Annotated in this window: 15 protein-coding genes; all 15 read left to right on the forward strand. The window is 63.5% G+C overall.

What is annotated here, in order from left to right; genetic code table 11:
* The first annotated feature begins 584 nt into the window (after positions 1-584).
* The 15 genes from EV674_RS09300 (at position 585) to EV674_RS09370 (ending at position 18,508) form a co-directional block, all read left to right on the forward strand.
* Positions 585-1,292 (forward strand): LuxR C-terminal-related transcriptional regulator, encoded by a 708-nt coding sequence (locus tag EV674_RS09300; protein WP_119014266.1) that lies wholly within the window; start codon positions 585-587, stop codon positions 1,290-1,292.
* A 22-nt stretch (positions 1,293-1,314) separates the two neighbouring features.
* Positions 1,315-2,163 (forward strand): sensor histidine kinase, encoded by an 849-nt coding sequence (locus EV674_RS09305; RefSeq protein WP_119014226.1) that lies wholly within the window; start codon positions 1,315-1,317, stop codon positions 2,161-2,163.
* A gap of 170 nt (positions 2,164-2,333) precedes the next feature.
* Positions 2,334-4,709, forward strand: coding sequence for a Tex family protein (locus EV674_RS09310; protein ID WP_119014227.1), 2,376 nt, complete (start codon positions 2,334-2,336; stop codon positions 4,707-4,709).
* 24 nt (positions 4,710-4,733) lie between these two features.
* Positions 4,734-5,918: an ATP-binding protein gene (locus EV674_RS09315; protein ID WP_119014228.1), complete on the forward strand. Its 1,185-nt coding sequence runs from the start codon at positions 4,734-4,736 to the stop codon at positions 5,916-5,918.
* Entirely contained in the window at positions 5,915-6,898 is a 984-nt protein-coding gene (locus tag EV674_RS09320; RefSeq protein WP_119014229.1) for a ParA family protein, read from the forward strand. Before EV674_RS09315 ends, EV674_RS09320 begins: the two co-directional genes overlap by 4 nt.
* Before the next feature lie 35 nt (positions 6,899-6,933).
* Positions 6,934-7,758 (forward strand): HDOD domain-containing protein, encoded by an 825-nt coding sequence (locus tag EV674_RS09325; protein ID WP_119014230.1) that lies wholly within the window; start codon positions 6,934-6,936, stop codon positions 7,756-7,758.
* Positions 7,759-7,836: 78 nt separating this feature from the next.
* Positions 7,837-8,172, forward strand: coding sequence for an ArsR/SmtB family transcription factor (locus EV674_RS09330; RefSeq protein ID WP_119014231.1), 336 nt, complete (start codon positions 7,837-7,839; stop codon positions 8,170-8,172).
* Positions 8,173-8,216: 44 nt separating this feature from the next.
* A complete protein-coding gene (locus EV674_RS09335) occupies positions 8,217-8,717 on the forward strand; it encodes an arsenate reductase ArsC (RefSeq protein ID WP_119014232.1) in 501 nt (166 codons plus the stop codon).
* A gap of 53 nt (positions 8,718-8,770) precedes the next feature.
* Entirely contained in the window at positions 8,771-9,187 is a 417-nt protein-coding gene (gene arsD, locus EV674_RS09340) for an arsenite efflux transporter metallochaperone ArsD (RefSeq protein ID WP_119014233.1), read from the forward strand.
* Between the two features lie 39 nt (positions 9,188-9,226).
* A complete protein-coding gene (gene arsA, locus EV674_RS09345) occupies positions 9,227-11,014 on the forward strand; it encodes an arsenical pump-driving ATPase (RefSeq protein ID WP_119014234.1) in 1,788 nt (595 codons plus the stop codon).
* 1 nt (position 11,015) lies between these two features.
* The gene (gene arsB / locus EV674_RS09350; protein WP_119014235.1) at positions 11,016-12,041 is read left to right on the forward strand and encodes an ACR3 family arsenite efflux transporter; all 1,026 of its coding nucleotides are present in this window, start codon (positions 11,016-11,018) and stop codon (positions 12,039-12,041) included.
* Between the two features lie 12 nt (positions 12,042-12,053).
* Positions 12,054-12,464 (forward strand): arsenate reductase (glutaredoxin), encoded by a 411-nt coding sequence (gene arsC, locus EV674_RS09355; RefSeq protein ID WP_119014236.1) that lies wholly within the window; start codon positions 12,054-12,056, stop codon positions 12,462-12,464.
* Positions 12,465-12,754: 290 nt separating this feature from the next.
* A complete protein-coding gene (locus tag EV674_RS09360) occupies positions 12,755-14,458 on the forward strand; it encodes a methyl-accepting chemotaxis protein (RefSeq protein ID WP_241524997.1) in 1,704 nt (567 codons plus the stop codon).
* 113 nt (positions 14,459-14,571) lie between these two features.
* A complete protein-coding gene (locus tag EV674_RS09365; protein WP_119014268.1) occupies positions 14,572-14,955 on the forward strand; it encodes a thioredoxin family protein in 384 nt (127 codons plus the stop codon).
* A gap of 13 nt (positions 14,956-14,968) precedes the next feature.
* Complete coding sequence (locus tag EV674_RS09370; protein WP_241524998.1) at positions 14,969-18,508, forward strand: DEAD/DEAH box helicase; 3,540 nt, start codon at positions 14,969-14,971, stop codon at positions 18,506-18,508.
* Positions 18,509-18,637: the final 129 nt, after the last annotated feature.

The following is an 18,637-nucleotide window of genomic DNA, read 5'->3' on the forward strand; positions in this document are numbered from 1 at the left end:
TGGCACTGCGGGCACAAGCCCAAAAAAAGTGTACCCAGGGCTGACACCTCTGAGCGTGCCCGAACTCAGGCGCCTGCTGTCGAGGCTGCTGTGGGGCGCATCGCACGGCGCAGACCATATCCTGCACTGGTCTGCCTGGCGCAGGCGACATCAACGACGGGCGCAGCTGTTCCACTACCGGCGTCGGGGATGCATTCCTCCTGAAGAGAATCTACGGCTGTAGTACTAGCCCAACCATGCGAGTTTTTGTCTGACCTATGCATGCCAATTCATAGGATGGGCAGGCTGAGATGCCGCGTAAAGTCCAATTCCAGGCTTGATGATTCAGTGGTAGTGTCAGGTTGTAAGCATTGCAACGCTTGCAAATCGCTACCGAACGGTGTGGATGTTTGCCGCTGTTTCTTTTAGTGTGGCATCCAGCGGTCAAGCCGCCCCCATCGTGCATGTGTGCCGCATGCCCCCTGAGAGTTGTGTATTTCGGCACCACTGGAGGATGTATGGTCAGAAATGAAAGCGCACAGATCCCGGCAGAACCCACCTGCGCACCGCAGGCACGGGGCCTGGGAGAAGAAGGTCACTTCGGCATGTATTCCCACCCGCCCTCGGTGTGGCCTGACTTCCTGACGGGGCAGGCCGAGCGCCCGGTGCGTGTGTTGCTGGTGGACGACGACGCCCATATCCGCAGAATCATTGCGCAAGACCTGATGGCCGACCCGCGCACCTTGGTAGTGGCCCAGGCCGCCAGCGTGCGCGAGGGCCGCAAAGCCATCAAACAGCACGAGTTTGACGTGATGCTGGTGGACTTGAACCTGGGCGACGGCGAGGGCCTGGAGCTGCTGGACTACATGAAAACCGCCCGCCCGTCGGCAGAGGCCGTGGTGGTGTCCATCATGGAAAACGACGAAAAAGTGCTGCGCGCCTTTGAGCTGGGTGCAGTGGGCTTTTGGGTCAAGAACTCCTGGTTTGGCAACTATGCGCAGGCCGTGCTGCAAGTGGCCAATGGGGGCGCCTCCATCACGCCCCTGCTGGCGCGGCGCTTGTTGCAGCGCTTTGAGCAAGCCAACGGCCACACCGCCAAGCGCCGAGCGCCCGACGAGGCCGAGCGCCTGTCCGCCCGCGAAAAAGAAGTGCTGCGCATGGTGGCCAGCGGTTACACCAGTACCGAAATTGGCACCCGTTTGCTCATCAGCACCATGACCGTGAACACCCACGTCAGAAACATTTACCGCAAGCTGCAGGTGCGGACACGGGCCCAGGCGGTGCGATTTGCATCACTCCGGGGCCTTTTTTAACCCCGTCGCATGGTTTGTTGCCATGTTTCGCACCCACCCACCCCGTTTTGCGCTGGCCAGCGTGGCCATCTGGAGCGCCCTGTGCCTGTTGACCCTGGTCATCGTGTGGCGGTGCTGGTCGCAGAGCACGCCCAGCCTGCGCTACCTCTCCATCATCGAGATAGCGCTGACCGTCAGCCTGGGCGCACTCTTGTGGATGCACCTGCCCCGGGCTTTGCAGTGGCAACCACGCCGCAGCGTGCGCCCCAGCCCGGAGCTGCAAGCCGAGCGCAAGCGCATCGCGCGCGATTTGCACGACCACGTGGGCTCACAACTGGTCGGCGCCATGGCCTTGCTGGACGCTGCCGTGCCTGCCCAGGCGCAGGCCCTGCGGGCGCTGGAGCAGTGCCTGCTGGACTTGCGTCTGGTGGTCGATTCCATGGACGGCAACGACGAATCGCTCCCCGAGCGCCTGGCGCGCCTGCGCCACCGCATGCAGCCCGTGCTGGAGCGCCAGGGCATACAGGTGGTGTGGGACGTGGACTGCCCAAGCGATGCCACGCCGCCGGTGGGTGAGCGGGCCGCACACCTGGCGTGCATTGCCCAGGAGGCGCTGAGCAATGTGCTGCAACATTCCGGTGCCACGCAGGTGCAGGTGCGCATGGTGTACGTGCCCGACAGGGGCCATTGGCAGCTGGACATCAGCGACAACGGCACGGGCTTGCCCACCGAACTGGCGTGGAGTTCCTGGGGCAGGGGGCTGACGGGCATGCAAGAGCGCGCAAAACTGGCCCGGGGCCGCCTGCACCTGCTGCGCCCGCAGCGCGGCGGCACCTGCGTGCGCATCGTGCTGCCTTGCGCCGACAGCGCCAGCCCAGGGCATTCACCGTGACTGACAATTTGAGCCAAAACAGGCGCTAAAGCCCGCCAGTAGTGCGCTATAAGCTATCAAAAAAGTAGTGTTTTGGGGTGCTGGCAACGGCCCTGTGCGGGCTGTTTGCCACCCTGCCTGTGGCAAACTTGCCCGCTTCTCCTGACCATGTGCCGTGGGGCACCAGAGCAATGCAAAAAATCATCGGACAGATTGCCGCAGAAATCCGCGTCAGCGCGCAGCAGGTGCAGGCCGCCGTGGAGCTGCTCGACAGCGGCGCCACCGTTCCCTTCATCGCCCGCTACCGCAAGGAAGCCACCCAAGGGCTGGACGACATCCAGCTGCGCGAAGTCGAGGCACGCCTGTCGTACCTGCGCGAGCTGCAAGACCGGCGCGTGGCCGTGCTCAAAGCCATCGACGAGCAGGGCAAGCTCACCGACGTGCTGCGCGCAGCCATCGCTGCCGCTGCCACCAAGCAAGAGCTGGAGGACATCTACCTGCCCTTCAAGCAAAAACGCCGCACCAAAGGCCAAATCGCCCGCGAGGCCGGTATCGAGCCGCTGGCCGACAAACTTTTTGCCGACCCAACGCTGGTGCCCGCCACCGAGGCCCAGGCCTTTTTGCGCCCGCCCGAGGTGCTGGACGACGGCAAGCCGGGGCCGGATTTCTCGACCGTGGCGGCGGTGCTCGATGGCGTGCGCGACATCCTCGCCGAGCGCTGGGCCGAAGATGCCGCGCTGGTGCAATCCTTGCGCGAGTGGCTGTGGGCTGAGGGCTTGCTGCGCAGCAAAAAGGTGGAAAGCAAAAACGAAGCCGACCCCGAAGTGGCCAAGTTCCGTGATTACTTTGACTACGACGAGCCCATTGGCCGCGTGCCCTCGCACCGGGCGCTGGCCGTGTTCCGGGGCCGCGCACTGGAGATGCTGGATGCCAAGCTGGTACTGCCCGTCGAGCCCGAACCCGGCCAGCCCAGCATCGCCGAGGGCAAGATCGCCCTGCACCTGGGCTGGAGCCACGCGGGCCGCGCCGCCGACGACCTGATCCGCAAATGCGTGGCCTGGACGTGGCGCGTCAAGCTCAGCCTGTCCACCGAGCGCGACCTGTTCGCCCGCCTGCGCGAAGAGGCCGAGAAAGTCGCCATCAAGGTGTTTGCCGACAACCTGCGCGATTTGCTGCTGGCCGCCCCGGCAGGCCCGCGCGTGGTGATGGGGCTGGACCCCGGCATCCGCACCGGCGTGAAAGTGGCCGTGGTGGACGCTACCGGCAAGCTGGTGGACACCGCCACCGTTTATCCGCATGAGCCGCGCAAGGACTGGGACGGCGCCCTGCACACACTGGCCAAGCTGTGCGACAAGCACGGCGTCAACCTGATTGCCATCGGCAACGGCACCGCCAGCCGCGAAACCGACAAACTCGCCGCTGACCTCATCAAATTAATGGCAAAAGCGGCGGAAAGCCACGCGGATAAAGCGCGAGCAGCTATCGAAAAGATAGTGGTCAGCGAGGCCGGTGCCTCGGTGTATTCGGCCAGCGAATACGCCAGCCAGGAGATGCCCGATGTGGACGTGAGCCTGCGCGGCGCCGCCAGCATTGCCCGGCGCCTGCAAGACCCGCTGGCCGAGCTGGTGAAGATCGACCCCAAGAGCATCGGCGTGGGCCAGTACCAGCACGACGTGAACCAGAGCGAACTGGCGCGCACGCTGGGCACGGTGGTGGAAGACTGCGTGAACTCCGTGGGCGTGGACTTGAACACGGCCAGCGTGCCGCTGCTCTCGCGCGTGTCGGGCCTCTCGGGCAGCGTGGCCAAGGCGGTGGTGCGCTGGCGCGAAGCCAACGGTGCCTTCAAAACCCGCAAGCAGCTGCTGGAAGTGGCGGGCCTGGGCGCCAAAACCTTTGAGCAAAGTGCTGGTTTCTTGCGCATCCGGGGCGGCGACAACCCGCTGGACATGACCGGCGTTCACCCCGAAACCTACCCGGTGGTGGAGCAAATCATCGCCAAAACCGGCAAGCCTGTGGCCGAGCTGATGGGCCGCGCCGACATGCTCAAAACCCTGCAACCGGCGCTGTTTGCCAACGAGAAATTTGGCGTCATCACTGTCCAAGACATCCTGGCCGAACTGGAAAAGCCGGGCCGTGACCCGCGCCCCGACTTCAAGGTGGCGCGCTTCAACGACAGCGTGCAAGACATCAAAGACCTGAAGGAAGGCATGGTGCTGGAGGGCACGGTGAGCAACGTGGCGCAGTTTGGCGCCTTCATTGACCTGGGCGTACACCAGGACGGGCTGGTACACGTGAGCCAGCTGGCGCACAAGTTTGTGAGCGACGCGCGCGAGGTGGTCAAGACCGGCGATATCGTCAAAGTGAAGGTGCTGGAGGTGGATGTGCCGCGCAAACGCATCAGCCTGACCATGAAGCTCGACGCCGCCCCGGCCCGGCGTGACGGCCCGCGCGACAACCGCTTTGAAGGCGCAGGCCGCAGCCAGCAAGCGCCGCGCCGCACGCCCGAGGCACCCGTGGCTTCGAGCATGGCCGCTGCGTTTGCCAAATTGCAAACCAAGGGGCGCTGAGCGCGCCCGAAAAAAGGCCTATTGATGTTGACGCCAGAATTTGTACAAGCGCTACTGACCGATTTGGAATCTGACTGCATCGAACGCACTACCTCGACCAGCAACACCGACAAGTTCGCCCAGGCCATTTGTGCGTTCGGCAACGACTATCCAGGCCACCGGCAGCCTGGGTACCTCATCGTGGGTGCAAACGACGATGGCACCCCTTGTGGTTTGGACGTGACCGACGAGTTATTGCGCAATCTGGCTGCCATCCGCGCAGATGGCAATGTGCTTCCACCGCCAGCCATGACCGTCGAAAAAGTGGTGCTGTCCACCGGAGACGTTGCAGTGGTGACTGTGCAGCCCTCCACGGTTCCACCTATTCGCTACAAAGGCCGCGTTTATATTCGTACTGGGCCACGTAAAAGTATTGCCAACGAACAGGAAGAGCGCATTCTTTCGGAGCGCCGGGCCAGCCTGGTTACCACCTTCGATGCCCACCCGGTACCTGAAGCGACGCTGACCGACCTGACGATGCGGTTGTTCGATGAATATCGAATGCAAACCGTCGATTCCGACACCATTGCAGCCAACCACCGCACCACGGAGGAGAAGTTGGCGTCGCTGCGCTGCTACGACCTCACCGCTGGCAGGCCCACGGTGGCAGGGCTCTTGCTGTTTGGCTCCAATGCGCGCTATTTTTTGCCCGGTGCTTACGTCCAGTTCTTGAAATTTCCTGGCCATGGAATGACGGAGCGCCCAGACGATGAAAGCGAGGTTTCCGGAGACTTGCGTACCGTGGTGGAAACCATGCGGCAAAAAATCATGGCTTACAACCCGGTTCGCTCCTTGCAAGGAGAAGGGTTTCAAGATCGCTCTGGGGCTGATTACCCTGAGTGGGCATTGCGCGAGTTGTTTCACAACGCCATCATCCACCGCGACTACCAGTCCAACACCCCTGTGCGTTTTTACTGGTTTGCTGACCGCATCGAGATCCAAAGTGCAGGCGGCCTTTATGGCGAAGTGACCCCCGCAACCTTGACGCGGCGCAACAGCTATCGCAACCCTGTGTTGGCTGAAGCCATGAAGTCGATGAACTACGTCAACCGTTACGGCTACGGGATTCAGCGGGCACAAGATCTCTTGGCAGCCAACGGCAATCCACCTGCCGAATTTGAGATTGACGACAAAGTGTTCCTCGTCACCATCCGCAGGAGATCCTCATGAAAAGCGTTGCCTTTTTCAACAACAAAGGTGGCGTGGGCAAAACTTCGCTTATCTATCACTTGGCGTGGATGTTTGCCGAGCGTGGCGTCAACGTGCTGGCGGTGGATCTGGATCCACAAGCTAACCTTACCTCCATGTTTCTGGACGAGGAGCGGCTCGAAGAACTTTGGCCCGATGGTGAGCACCCGGAAACGGTATACGGCTCCATACAGCCGATATTGCGTGGCATTGGTGATATTGCAATGCCTCACGTTGAAAAACTGGCACCCACACTGGGGCTCATACCGGGTGACTTGGGTTTATCACGCTTTGAAGACAAGCTCTCTGATGCATGGCCGCGCTGCCACAACCGCGACGAGGCAGCCTTTCGCACTATGACTGCATTCCATCGAATGGTTTTGCAAGGGGCGCAGTGGGGGGCTGACATTGCTTTGATTGACGTTGGCCCCAATCTCGGTGCCATCAACCGCGCAGCACTGATTGCATCAGACCAAGTAGTCGTGCCATTGGGGGCAGACTTGTTTTCGTTGCAAGGGCTGAAAAACCTCGGGCCAACCCTTCGCGAATGGCGGCAAACTTGGAAAGAGTTGGTACCAAAGGCACCTGCGGACCTAGCGACGCCAACAGGCCAAATGCAACCCATTGGCTACGTGGTGAGCCAGCACGGTATCCGGGAGAGTCGGCCCGTCAAGTCTTATCAGCGTTGGGTTGATCGCATTCCATCGGTATATCGGGAGGCTGTACTGAATGAGTCTGCGTCCAAAGTACCCACGCCTTCGTCAGACCCTTACGCTCTGGCCTTGCTCAAACACTACCGCAGCCTGATGCCCATGGCCATGGATGCGCGCAAACCCATGTTCGCCTTGCGCGCTGCTGACGGTGCTATTGGTTCCCACATTGAGGCCGTGCGTGCCTGCTACGACGACTTTTCTCAATTGGCCCGGAAAGTGGCTAATCATGCTGGCCTGGCTCTTGGCTAGTTGTTAGAAATTTCGTTCTACAAACTCACGTCCCCATGGATCTGAACGCCCTGTTGGCCACGCCCCTTGCGCTGCCCAGCCAGCCGCGCGCGGTGGCATTGCTGATGAACGAGCTGGCGCACGACGAGCCCAATCTGCGCCGTGCCAACCAGCTGTTTGGCACCGACCCGGCGCTGGCGGCGCGCCTGCTGGAGCAGGCCAATGGTGATGGCTTTGCCCTCTCGGGCCAGATCGCCGGTATCTCCGAGGCGCTGGCGCTGCTGGACGTGGCGCAGCTGCGTGCGCTGGTGCGCAGCGCGCCGCTGGGCACCACCTCGCGCTCGGTGCCGGGCATGAACATGCAGCAGTTTTGGCGCTACAGCCGCAACACCGCCAAGCTGGCCCGATCCCTGGCGGGCAGCGTGCAGCAAAGCCAGGTGGCGGCCTACACCGCAGGCCTGCTGCACGCGCTGGGCGAGCTGATCATCCACCTGGCGCACCCGGACAAGGTGCAGTCGCTCAACACGCTGGTATCTCCGCTGGACGTGCGCCGTGGCAAGGTGGAGCAGCGCATTTTTGGCTTTGGCTACGGCACCGTCAGCGCGGCCCTGGCCCGGCGCTGGCATTTGCCCCAGGCGGTGGTGGACGCGCTGCACCACCAGCACGCCCCTTTTGACAACCACGCCTACGAGCCTTTGGCAGGCGTGCTGCACCTGGCCTCGTGGCGGGCCCGTGCGCGCGAGGCCGGTTGGGGCGACAAGGAGATGGCGGTGACGTTTCCCGGCGAAGTCGGGCTGGTGCTGGGGCTGGACATCGACATGGTGTTGCAGCAAGACCCCATCGACTGGCTGGCCCGCCCCGAACCCGAAGACGCCTGGTAAGCGCCCGGCGAATGGGCGCTGCGCGGTCGCAGTGGATTCTTTATTGCAATATTTCAACTATTGTTGAATAATTGCTGAATGGAAAAAACCACTGCTACCACTGTGTTTGAGTCGCTGGCTTCGGGCGTGCGCCTGGATGTGTTTCGCCTGCTGGTGCGCCAAGGCCCCGAGGGCTTGGTGGCGGGCGAGATTGCGGCGGAACTGGAGCTTCCGCCCACCAATTTGTCGTTTCACCTGAAGGCGCTGACGCAGGCGGGTTTGCTCACCGTGGTGCAAGAGGGGCGCTACCAGCGTTACCGCGCCAACATCGCCCTGATGACCGAGCTGATCGCCTACCTCACCGCAGAGTGCTGTGCTGGCAATCCCAGCCTGTGCCTGGGCAGTGATGCCCCGGTGGCTTGTACCGGCGCCTGAGTCCGCCACAACACCCCATTTCTTACTCTCCCAACGGACGCACCATGCTCAACGTTCTGTTTCTTTGCACCCACAACGCGGCCCGCAGCATCCTGGCCGAGGCCTTGTTGAACCACCTGGCCGCTCAGGAAGAGGTGCCGCGTTTTCGCGCGTATTCCGCAGGCAGCAGTCCGCGTGAGCACCAGCAGCCCCACCCCATGGCACTGCAAACGCTGGCCCATGCAGGCATCTCCACGCAAGGACTGCGCAGCAAAAGCTGGGACGAGTTTGCAGCCCCCGGCGCCCCGCACATGGACGTGGTGATCACTGTGTGCGACAACGCTGCGGGCGAGGTGTGCCCTGTCTGGCCCGGCCACCCGGCCACGGCGCACTGGGGTTATGCCGATCCCTCGGAGGGCAATTTGTCCGAAGCGCAGCAGCGCGACGCTTTTCGGCAAACGCTGCACGCCATGGGCAAGCGCCTGGAGCTGCTGCTGAGCCTGCCCACCGACAAACTGCACAAAGCGCTGTTGCAAGACACGGTTCGCACCCTGGCCACGCCGTAGCCCGGGCTACTGCGCCATCCCCTCCATTTTTTGTTCCACCGAAAGGTCACACCATGTCCACCATTGAAATTTTTGATCCGGCCCTGTGTTGCAGCACCGGCGTTTGCGGCGTCGAAGTGGACCAGCAGTTGGTCAACGCTGCCGCTGATGTGGACTGGGCGCGCCAAAACGGCGCCCAGATCGAGCGCTTTAACCTGGCGCAGCAGCCCATGGCATTTGCTGACAACGCCCAGGTCAAGGCCATGCTGCAACGCTCGGGCCAGGAGGCTTTGCCACTGACGCTGGTTGATGGCGAAGTGGCCTTGGCCGGGCGCTACCCCACCCGCACCCAACTGGCGCGCTGGGCTGGATTGGCCGAACCCGCTCCAGCAGCCCCTGCTGCGGGTGCTTGCTGCACGCCCCCCCAAGCCGCTGCCGAGCCCCGCACGGGCGGCTGCTGTGGTGGCAGCACTGGCAGCCGCTGCTGCTGACGCGGCGCACCCAGATTGCACTGTTTGAAAGGCTTTCCCATGCAGTTTCTCGACAACGCCCCGCGTTTTTTGTTTTTTACCGGCAAGGGCGGCGTGGGAAAAACCTCGCTGGCCTGCGCTGCGGCGGTGCAGTTGGCGGCGCAGGGCCAGCGCGTGCTGCTGGTCAGCACCGACCCGGCCTCCAATGTGGGGCAGGTGTTTGGCCTGCCCATTGGCAACCAGATCACAGCCATCCCCGAGGTGCCCCGCCTGTGGGCGTTGGAGATTGACCCCCAGGCTGCCGCCCAGGGCTACCGCGACCGCATCGTTGGCCCGGTGCGCGGCGTGCTGCCCGACGACGTGGTCAAAGGCATTGAAGAGCAGCTCTCGGGGGCCTGCACCACCGAGATTGCTGCCTTTGACGAGTTCACCGCGCTGCTGACCGATGGCAGTCTGGATGCGCGCTACGACCACATCCTGTTCGACACCGCGCCCACGGGCCACACCATCCGGCTGTTGCAGCTGCCGGGCGCGTGGAGCGGTTTTTTAGAGGCCGGCAAGGGCGATGCGTCTTGCCTGGGGCCGCTGGCTGGGCTGGAGAAGCAGCGCAGCCAATACCAGGCCGCAGTGGCCGCGTTGGCCGATGGCGAGCGCACCCGGCTCGTACTGGTGGCGCGGGCACAGCCCTCATCGCTGCGCGAAGCCGCCCGCACCCACGACGAGCTGCACGCCATCGGGCTGGGCCAGCAGCATCTGGTGGTCAACGGGGTGTTGGCGCCCGAAGAGGCCGCGCACGACCCGCTGGCCGCTGCCATCTGCCAGCGCGAGCAGGCCATGCTGGCGGCCATGCCCGCTGCCTTGCAGGCGCTGCCCACCGATGTGATTGCGCTCAAGCCGTTCAATCTGGTCGGGCTCGATGCCTTGCGCCAACTGCTGGTGCCTGCCACCCCGGCCACCCCGCAGGCCGCTGCTGCCGATGCCTTGCCCCAGGCGGCCATTGCTGCGCCGCGTTTGTCTGATTTGGTCGACGCCATTGCCGCCGACGGCCATGGCCTGGTCATGCTGATGGGCAAGGGCGGTGTGGGCAAAACCACGCTGGCTGCTGCGCTGGCCGTGGCGCTGGCGCAGCGTGGCCTGCCGGTTCACCTGACCACTTCAGACCCGGCAGCGCATTTGGTCGAAACCCTGGGTGGTGCGCTGGAGCACCTGAGCGTGAGCCGCATCGACCCCCATGAAGTGACCCAGCGCTACCGCGAAAAAGTGCTGGCCAGCAAGGGCGCCCAGCTTGATGCGGCGGGCCGGGCGTTGCTGGAGGAAGACCTGCGCTCGCCCTGCACCGAAGAAATCGCCGTGTTCCAGGCTTTTTCGCGCGTGATCCGCGAGGCGGGCAAGAAATTTGTGGTGATGGACACCGCGCCCACCGGCCACACCCTGCTGCTGCTGGACGCCACGGGCGCCTACCACCGCGACATCGTGCGCCAGATGGGCAGCACGGGCGTTCACTTCACCACGCCGATGATGCAGCTGCAAGACCCGAAGCAAACCAAGGTGTTGTTGGTCACGCTGGCCGAAACCACGCCCGTGCTGGAAGCGGCGCACCTGCAAGAAGACCTGCGCCGCGCGGGCATTGCGCCCTGGGCCTGGGTCGTCAATAACAGCGTGGCAGCGGCCCACGTCAGTTCGCCACTGCTGCGCCAGCGCGCGCGCAATGAGCTGCGCGAGATCGACGCCGTGGCCACACAGCACGCCACGCGCTATGCCGTAGTGCCCCTGCTGGCACAGGAGCCCGTGGGTGTGCCGCGCCTGCTGGCGCTGGCCAGTGCCGATATTTCTTCTTCCGGAGTCTGAGATGGGTTTGTTTGAACGCTACCTGACCGTGTGGGTCGGGCTGGGAATCTTGGCGGGCGTGGGCCTGGGACTGTGGGTGCCGGGGGCCTTCCAGGCCATCGCGGCGCTGGAATACGCCCAGGTCAACCTGGTGGTGGCCGTGTTCATTTGGGTGATGATTTACCCGATGATGATCCAGATCGACTGGGCTGCCGTCAAAGACGTGGGCAAAAAGCCGCAAGGGCTGGCGCTGACGCTGGTGGTCAACTGGCTCATCAAGCCCTTCACCATGGCGGCGTTGGCCGTGCTGTTTTTTCAGTATGTGTTTGCGCCGTGGGTCGATCCGCAGTCGGCCAGCGAGTACATCGCCGGCATGATTTTGCTGGGCGTGGCGCCGTGTACGGCCATGGTGTTTGTCTGGAGCCAGCTGGTCAAGGGCGATGCCAACTACACGCTGGTGCAGGTGTCGGTCAACGATCTGATCATGGTGGTGGCGTTTGCGCCCATTGCCGCCTTTTTGCTTGGCGTGACCAACGTGACCGTGCCCTGGCAGACGCTGGTGCTGTCCACGGTGCTGTACGTGGTGCTGCCGCTGGCGGCGGGCATGGCCACGCGCCATGCGTTGCAGCGGCGATCGAGCCACGCGGTGGCCGATGTGGTGGCGCGCACCAAGCCGTGGTCAATCACGGGGCTGATTGCCACGGTGGTGCTGCTGTTTGGTTTTCAGGCGGGCACCATCGTGGCCAAGCCGCTGGTGATTGCCATGATTGCCGTGCCGCTCATCGCGCAAAGCTATGGCATCTTTTTCATCAGTTGGTGGGGCGCGCGCTGGCTCAAGCTGCCGCACAACGTGGCCGGGCCAGCCTGCCTGATCGGCACCTCCAACTTCTTTGAACTGGCGGTGGCGGTGGCGATTTCGCTGTTCGGCCTGAACTCGGGCGCGGCGCTGGCCACCGTGGTGGGCGTGCTGGTAGAAGTGCCGGTGATGCTGTCGCTGGTGGCCTTGGTCAACGCCTGGAATCCGCAAAAATCGACCCTCAACCCTTGATTAGATGACTCTATGACCGACGACATCACCATCTACCACAACCCGAAATGCGGCACCTCGCGCAACACGCTGGCGCTGATTCGCCACTGCGGCATCGAGCCTACCGTGATCGAGTACCTGCAAACCCCGCCCAGCCGCGCCGAGTTGCAGGCACTGATTGCGCGCATGGATTGCCCGGTGCGCGAGGTGCTGCGGCAAAAAGGCACGCCCTACGACGAGCTGGACCTGGGCAACCCGCGCTGGACGCCCGATGAACTGCTGGACTTCATCGCGCAGCACCCCATCTTGCTGAACCGGCCCATCGTGGCCACGCCCCAGGGCGTGCGCCTGTGCCGCCCCAGCGAGGCCGTGCTGGCGCTGCTGCCCCAGCCCCTGCCCAGTCCGTTCACCAAGGAAGACGGTGAAGTGGTGGGGATCTCCTGAAATTCGAAGTGAAAAGTGGCCCTGGCGCCCGCTGGTAAAGCGCTATTTGCTATTTATTTAGTAGCAAAAATGGATTGTGGGGTGGCAGCCCGGTATGTTGCGGATTTGCAGCAAAAAAATAAAAACTTTTTGTGTTGAATCAACTGATTCATAAAATCAGACAAGGGTTTTCCCTTAATTTTTAATTCTCTGGTCGTCCGCGTGGCCGTTTTCCTGTGTTGCGCTTGTGGCTTTTGGCGCAATGGGGGCGCCAACATACACAAAGGTTTTCACAGGTGTCATTTCTCAATTTGAAAATCGGTACCCGCCTGGGGGTGGGTTTTGCCGCAGTGCTGTTGTTTCTGGTGGCTGTGCTGGCCATGGGCTTGAATGCGCTGGTGAACACCAGGGCCAACATGGATGCCATTTCTGCCAGCCATGCCAAAGAGGGCACCACCAATATCATGTTGGACAACATCCGCGACATTTACGGCGCTGCAAGCACCATCGTGGTATTGACCGACCCCGCCCAGATACAGCAGCACATGGCCCAGGTGGCCGCTGCCCGCGCCAGGTACACGCAGGCCAAAACGGATTTGGCCCAGCGGGTGCAGACCGAGAGCGGCAAGGTCTTGATGGCCGAGGTGGAAACCGCATTGGCTGCTGCGGCGCCCCAATCAGACCACCTGTTTGAGCTGACCCAGAAAAACCTGAGGGATGAAGCCACAGTGCATTTGCTGACCAAGGTGCAGCCCAGTTTTCAGGCGGTGATCAGGGCGCTGGACAAACTGATTGCCCTGGAAACGGAGCTGGCACAAAAAGAAGAAAAGAACGCGCGCGCGCAGTACGAATCTGCCCGCAACTGGATGCTGGGCCTGGGGGGCTTGGCCATTGTGTTGGGATTGGCCATTGCCGCGCACATCACCCACACCATCACGCAGCCGATCAAGCACGCTGTGGAGGTGGCCCGCACCGTGGCCGAGGGCGATCTGTCTTCCCGTATCACGGTCAACTCGCAGGATGAAACCGGCCAGCTCATGCAGGCGCTGCAGCACATGAACGACAGCCTGGCCAGCGTGGTGGCCGACGTGCGCAGCAGCACCGACAGCATGGCCACGGCCACCACCCAGATTGCCTCGGGCAACCGCGATTTGTCCTCGCGCACCGAAGAGCAGGCCAGCTCGTTGCAGCAAACGGCCGCTTCGATGGAACAGCTGACCTCGACGGTCAAGCAAAACGCTGACAACGCCCAGCGCGCCAACCAGCTGGCTGTGATGGCCTCTGGCGTGGCCGTCAAGGGCGGCGGCGTGGTGGCGCAGGTAGTGGGCACCATGGATGCCATCAGCACGTCTTCGCACAAGATCGTGGACATCATCGGTGTGATCGACGGCATCGCTTTCCAGACCAACATCCTGGCCCTGAACGCGGCAGTGGAGGCTGCGCGTGCGGGCGAACAAGGCCGGGGTTTTGCCGTGGTGGCCGCCGAGGTCAGAACCCTGGCGCAGCGTTCGGCTGCGGCGGCCAAAGAGATCAAGGTGCTGATCGATGAGTCCGTGGGCCAGGTCGAGGCGGGCAGCAAGCAGGTGGGTGAAGCGGGCCGTACCATGGAAGAAATCGTCAGCAGTGTGCGCCGCGTCACGGACATCATGGGCGAGATCTCTGCCGCCAGCCAGGAGCAGACCACGGGCATTGAGCAGGTCAACCAGGCCATCTCGCAGATGGACCAGGTTACCCAGCAAAACGCGGCCCTGGTGGAAGAGGCCGCTGCTGCTGCCGATTCACTGCAAGGGCAGGCCAGCCACCTGATGAAGGCCGTGAGCGTCTTCAAGCTGGCTTCTGGCGCTGGTTCTGTCAGCGTGGCTGCGCCTGCGGTGCGCAGTGCCGCCACGGCACGTGCGGCGGCGGTTTCGTCCACCGGTACTGGCCGCAAGAATCTGTCTGCACCGGCACCGGCGCGTGTGCCTGCGGTCAGCACGGTGGCCAAAGGCTCGGAAGCAGACTGGGAATCTTTCTGAACAGTGCCCCGTGGCAGGGGCTTGCATACGCGCTGGCGCTGCGCCCCCTGGGGCACAATCGCCAGCGCGTTTTTTTATCTGAGTTCAAACATCTTTTGGCGGGCTTTTTTGTGATGGCTACTTCTGCTGCTCAAGCAACGTCTGCAGCACAGGCTGCACCCGGCTGGGTGGTGTGCCTGTGCGCCGCCTGGTGCCGCACCTGCGACGCTTACCGCAGCGTGTTCGATGCCGCCGCCGCGCAGTACCCCGGCGCCCGTTTTGTCTGGCTGGACGTGGAAGACGAGGCCGCGCTGGTGGATGACCTGGACATTGAGACTTTTCCCACCCTGCTGATAGCCGATGGCACCGGGCAGGTGCGCTTTTGGGGGGCGCTGTTGCCCCAGCCGGGGGTGCTGGCGCGCATGCTCACCAGCTTGCCCGCCGCCGCACCCATGCCAGAGGCGCAGGCGCTGCTGGCGCGTATCAGCGCGGCGCAAGCCGGTAGCACGGCCCAGTAACGCAGGGATGACCATGGATTCTTTGCGTGAGCCCAGTGCCGGTTTTTGGATACACCCCGACGTCATCCGGCAAGACGCCAGCACCCTCACCTTCGAGCGCGGTCTGGCGCTGTACCGCACAGGGAAGGTGCTGGACTTTGACATGGAGCCGCTGGACGACCACTGGCAGCTGTTTGGCGAAGTGCAGGGCAGTGCGCACTATCCCTACGAGTTGAACATTGAAGTCTGGCTGGACGAGGCGGGCGAGCCCGAAGAGTGGGCCAGTGATTGTTCCTGCCCTGTGGGGGCGCAGTGCAAGCACGCCGTGGCGCTGATGCTGGAGGCGGCGCACCAGGGCAGGGCGTTCATCCAGTCGCTGGGGGTATTGCCGATTCCCGCTGGGCCCCTGTCGCCCGAGGCGCTGTTGGCGCAACAGCAGGCGCATGCGCAAGCCGAGCAAGAGCGCCAGGCCAAGGCCCTGCACGCGCAGGCAGAAATAGCCCGCGCACGGGCCAAGGCGCAGTCGTTGCAGTGGCTGCAGGCCCTGGGCCGTGTCAGCGCGGCGGACAGCGTGGCGGCACTGGGAACTTCCACCCGGCGCAGCGGCGAGCGCGAAGACCAGTTTTTGTATGTGCTGCGGGCCGATACGCAGCAAAAACCGCCCCAGTTGCGCCTGAGCGTGCAGGTTTCTTACCAGAAAGTGGCGGGTGGCTGGGCCAAAGTGCGCGGCCTGCGCGATATGCCCGGGCCCCACCAGCCCCTGTACCAGCAGGCCAGCCAAACCGACCGGGATGTGCTGGATCTGGTCAAGGGGATGATGGTCAGCCCAGGCGCATATGGGGCGTATTCGTATGGTGCGCGCCTGGACGATGGCGTGGCTCTGCGCGGTCCCGCCGCCGCGCTGGCGTTGCAGATGGCGGCCAGCACGGGGCGGCTGTTTGCGGGCATGCACGATGGCCAACCCGGCCAGGCCCTGCAATGGGGCGCCGAGCGCACCCTGGCCTGGCGCTGGGATGCTGTGTCGCCCGGCGCTGATGGACAAAAGCAGTGGGCGCTGCGGGCATGTCTGGAGCAGGACGGCGCTGTGCTCTATGCCAATGTCCCGCCCCTGTACCTGGATGCGGCCCAGGGCCTGTGCGGCCCGGTACAGGTGCCCGGGGTATCGCCCGCGCAGCTACAGGTACTGCTGACCGCCCCGGTGCTGCAAGAGGAGGTTTTACAAGCCCACTCGGTAGAGCTGTTGCAGGGTCTGGGCCCGCTGCCCGCCCCTCCGGGCGTACATGGTGTCCAGAAAGTCGATGGCGGTGCCCCGCGTGCACTGCTGCATCTGGCGCCCACACCAGCAGCGCAGGTGGCGCAGCAAGGGCTGCTGAGCGCACAACTGCGCTTTGATTACCAAGGCCACTGCGGCTGGTGGGCCGGGCAGCCCAATGCCGTGCTGATCGACAGCGCCGAGGGCCGCCTGCTACTGCGCCGCACCCCCGAAGCCGAACGCCAGGCCATTGAGCGCCTGCTGGCGCTGGGCCTGCACCCGCGCGGCGATGGCGGTGACTTTGGCCTGCCCGGTGCTGCCACCCAACACACCTGGCTACAGTGGGCCGATAGCGATTTTGCTGCCCTGCGCAGTGCCGGTTTTGAGGTCTTTTTGGACGATGCCCTGCAAGGCTGGTTCAGCCACGCCGACGATTTGCAGGTGCAGTTGCAGCCGCACGGGCTGGACGATGGTCTTGCGGCTGATCCCCATACCTCGCCCTGGTTTGATTTGTCGCTGGGCATGGAGATCAATGGCCAGCGCCACAACATCCTGCCCTGGCTGCCCGATCTGCTGGCTGCTGTGGCCGATCTGCCCCTTGACAGTGCCACTGGCCAGCCCCAATGGCCGCCGTTTGTCTATTTGCCATCGCCATGGGGCGAGGGCTTTGTGCGCGTGCCCACCGAGCCGCTCAAGCCCTGGCTGGCCGCGCTGCTCGATCTGGTGGGTGACCGTCAACACGATTTGTCGGGCCAGAGCCTGCGCCTGTCGCGCCTGGAGGCGCTGCGTACCAGCGCTGCCCTGGGCGAGGGCGTGGTCTGGGATGGCGCTCATGCCCTGCGCACCATGGTGCAGCAGCTGCAAGGTACCGCCCACCTGCCTGACGTGGCCGTGCCCGCCAGCGTGCAGGCCGATTTGCGTCCCTACCAGCGTCACGGCCTCAACTGGCTGCAGTTTTTGCGCGCCCATGGCCTCAGCGGCATCCTGGCCGACGACATGGGGCTGGGCAAAACACTGCAAACGCTGGTGCATATCCAGGTCGAAAAAGACGCGGGCCGCCTTGCGTGCCCCGCGCTCATCGTGGCCCCGGTCAGCTTGATGGGTAACTGGCAGCGCGAGGCAGCGCGGTTCTGTCCGCAACTGCGCTGCCTGGTCTGGCACGGCAAAGAGCGCCACGCCCTGGCCGATGCCGTGGCCGATCACGATGTGGTTGTCGCCCCGTACTCGCTGTTGCAGCGCGACCGCGAACATTGGCTGGCGCACGAATGGCACCTGGTGGTGTTGGATGAGGCGCAGAACATCAAAAACGCCAGCACCCACGCCGCGCAAGTGGTGGGTGATTTGCAGTCACACCACCGGCTGTGCCTCTCGGGCACTCCCATGGAAAACCACCTGGGCGAAATCTGGAGCCTGTTCCACTTTTTGATGCCGGGTTTTCTGGCCAGCCAGAAGCGCTTTGGCGAGTTGTTTCGCGCGCCCATCGAAAAGCTGGGCGACACCACGCGCCTGGCCCAGCTGCGCGCGCGCGTCACACCCTTCATGCTGCGGCGCACCAAAGACCTGGTGGCGCACGAGCTGCCCGCCAAAATCGAGACGCTGATGCCTGTGGAGTTGGAAGGCAAGCAGGCTGATTTGTACGAAACCATCCGTTTGGGAATGGAAAAAACCGTGCGCGACGCACTGCAGTCCAAGGGGCTGGCCAAGTCGCAAATCACCATCCTGGATGCCCTGCTCAAGCTGCGCCAGGTGTGCTGCGACCCACGCCTGGTGCCGCTGGAGGCAGCGAAAAAAGTCAAGAACTCGGCCAAACTGGAGCAGTTGATGGACATGCTGCCCGAGATGCTGGCCGAAGGGCGGCGCATTTTGCTGTTCTCGCAGTTCACCAGCATGCTCAACCTGATTGAGGCTGAGCTGGAAAAACGCCAGCTGCCCTGGGTCAAACTCACTGGCCAGAGCCAAAAGCGCGACGCCATCATCGAGCGTTTCACCAGCGGCGAGGTGCCTTTGTTTCTCATCAGCCTCAAGGCGGGCGGCGTGGGACTGAACCTGCCCCAGGCCGATACGGTGATCCACTACGACCCCTGGTGGAACCCGGCGGTGGAAAACCAGGCCACCGACCGCGCCCACCGCATCGGCCAGTTGCAGAACGTCTGGGTGGTCAAACTGGTGGCGCAGGGCACCATCGAAGAGCGCATTCTGGCCCTGCAAGAGCGCAAGGCGCAGCTGGCCGACAGCCTCTACAGCGGTGCGGCAGCGCGGCGCGAGCCCATGTTCACCGAAAGCGATTTAGCTGAATTGTTCAAGCCGCTATCAAAAAAATAGCTACTTACGCCCAGGGTACGGGTGTTAGAGGCCGATTTGATGCTTAACTGACGGGGAGAAGGCGCGTTCGGCTGGCGCGCTGGGTGTTGCGGGGCAATTCTTTGCCAATCGGCGGTTTGCAGGCTACAA

This window comes from Simplicispira metamorpha (assembly GCF_004341365.1).
GTDB classification, from domain to species: Bacteria; Pseudomonadota; Gammaproteobacteria; order Burkholderiales; family Burkholderiaceae_C; genus Simplicispira; species Simplicispira metamorpha.

Excerpts from the sequence above, each read along its gene's own strand:
- EV674_RS09300 (WP_119014266.1), top strand. The coding sequence starts at position 585 with ATGTATTCCCACCCGCCCTCGGTGTGGCCTGACTTCCTGACGGGGCAG.
- EV674_RS09305 (WP_119014226.1), top strand. The coding sequence starts at position 1,315 with ATGTTTCGCACCCACCCACCCCGTTTTGCGCTGGCCAGCGTGGCCATC.
- EV674_RS09310 (WP_119014227.1), top strand. The coding sequence starts at position 2,334 with ATGCAAAAAATCATCGGACAGATTGCCGCAGAAATCCGCGTCAGCGCG.
- EV674_RS09315 (WP_119014228.1), top strand. The coding sequence starts at position 4,734 with ATGTTGACGCCAGAATTTGTACAAGCGCTACTGACCGATTTGGAATCT.
- EV674_RS09320 (WP_119014229.1), top strand. The coding sequence starts at position 5,915 with ATGAAAAGCGTTGCCTTTTTCAACAACAAAGGTGGCGTGGGCAAAACT.
- EV674_RS09325 (WP_119014230.1), top strand. The coding sequence starts at position 6,934 with ATGGATCTGAACGCCCTGTTGGCCACGCCCCTTGCGCTGCCCAGCCAG.
- EV674_RS09330 (WP_119014231.1), top strand. The coding sequence starts at position 7,837 with ATGGAAAAAACCACTGCTACCACTGTGTTTGAGTCGCTGGCTTCGGGC.
- EV674_RS09335 (WP_119014232.1), top strand. The coding sequence starts at position 8,217 with ATGCTCAACGTTCTGTTTCTTTGCACCCACAACGCGGCCCGCAGCATC.
- arsD (WP_119014233.1), top strand. The coding sequence starts at position 8,771 with ATGTCCACCATTGAAATTTTTGATCCGGCCCTGTGTTGCAGCACCGGC.
- arsA (WP_119014234.1), top strand. The coding sequence starts at position 9,227 with ATGCAGTTTCTCGACAACGCCCCGCGTTTTTTGTTTTTTACCGGCAAG.
- arsB (WP_119014235.1), top strand. The coding sequence starts at position 11,016 with ATGGGTTTGTTTGAACGCTACCTGACCGTGTGGGTCGGGCTGGGAATC.
- arsC (WP_119014236.1), top strand. The coding sequence starts at position 12,054 with ATGACCGACGACATCACCATCTACCACAACCCGAAATGCGGCACCTCG.
- EV674_RS09365 (WP_119014268.1), top strand. The coding sequence starts at position 14,572 with ATGGCTACTTCTGCTGCTCAAGCAACGTCTGCAGCACAGGCTGCACCC.
- EV674_RS09370 (WP_241524998.1), top strand. The coding sequence starts at position 14,969 with ATGGATTCTTTGCGTGAGCCCAGTGCCGGTTTTTGGATACACCCCGAC.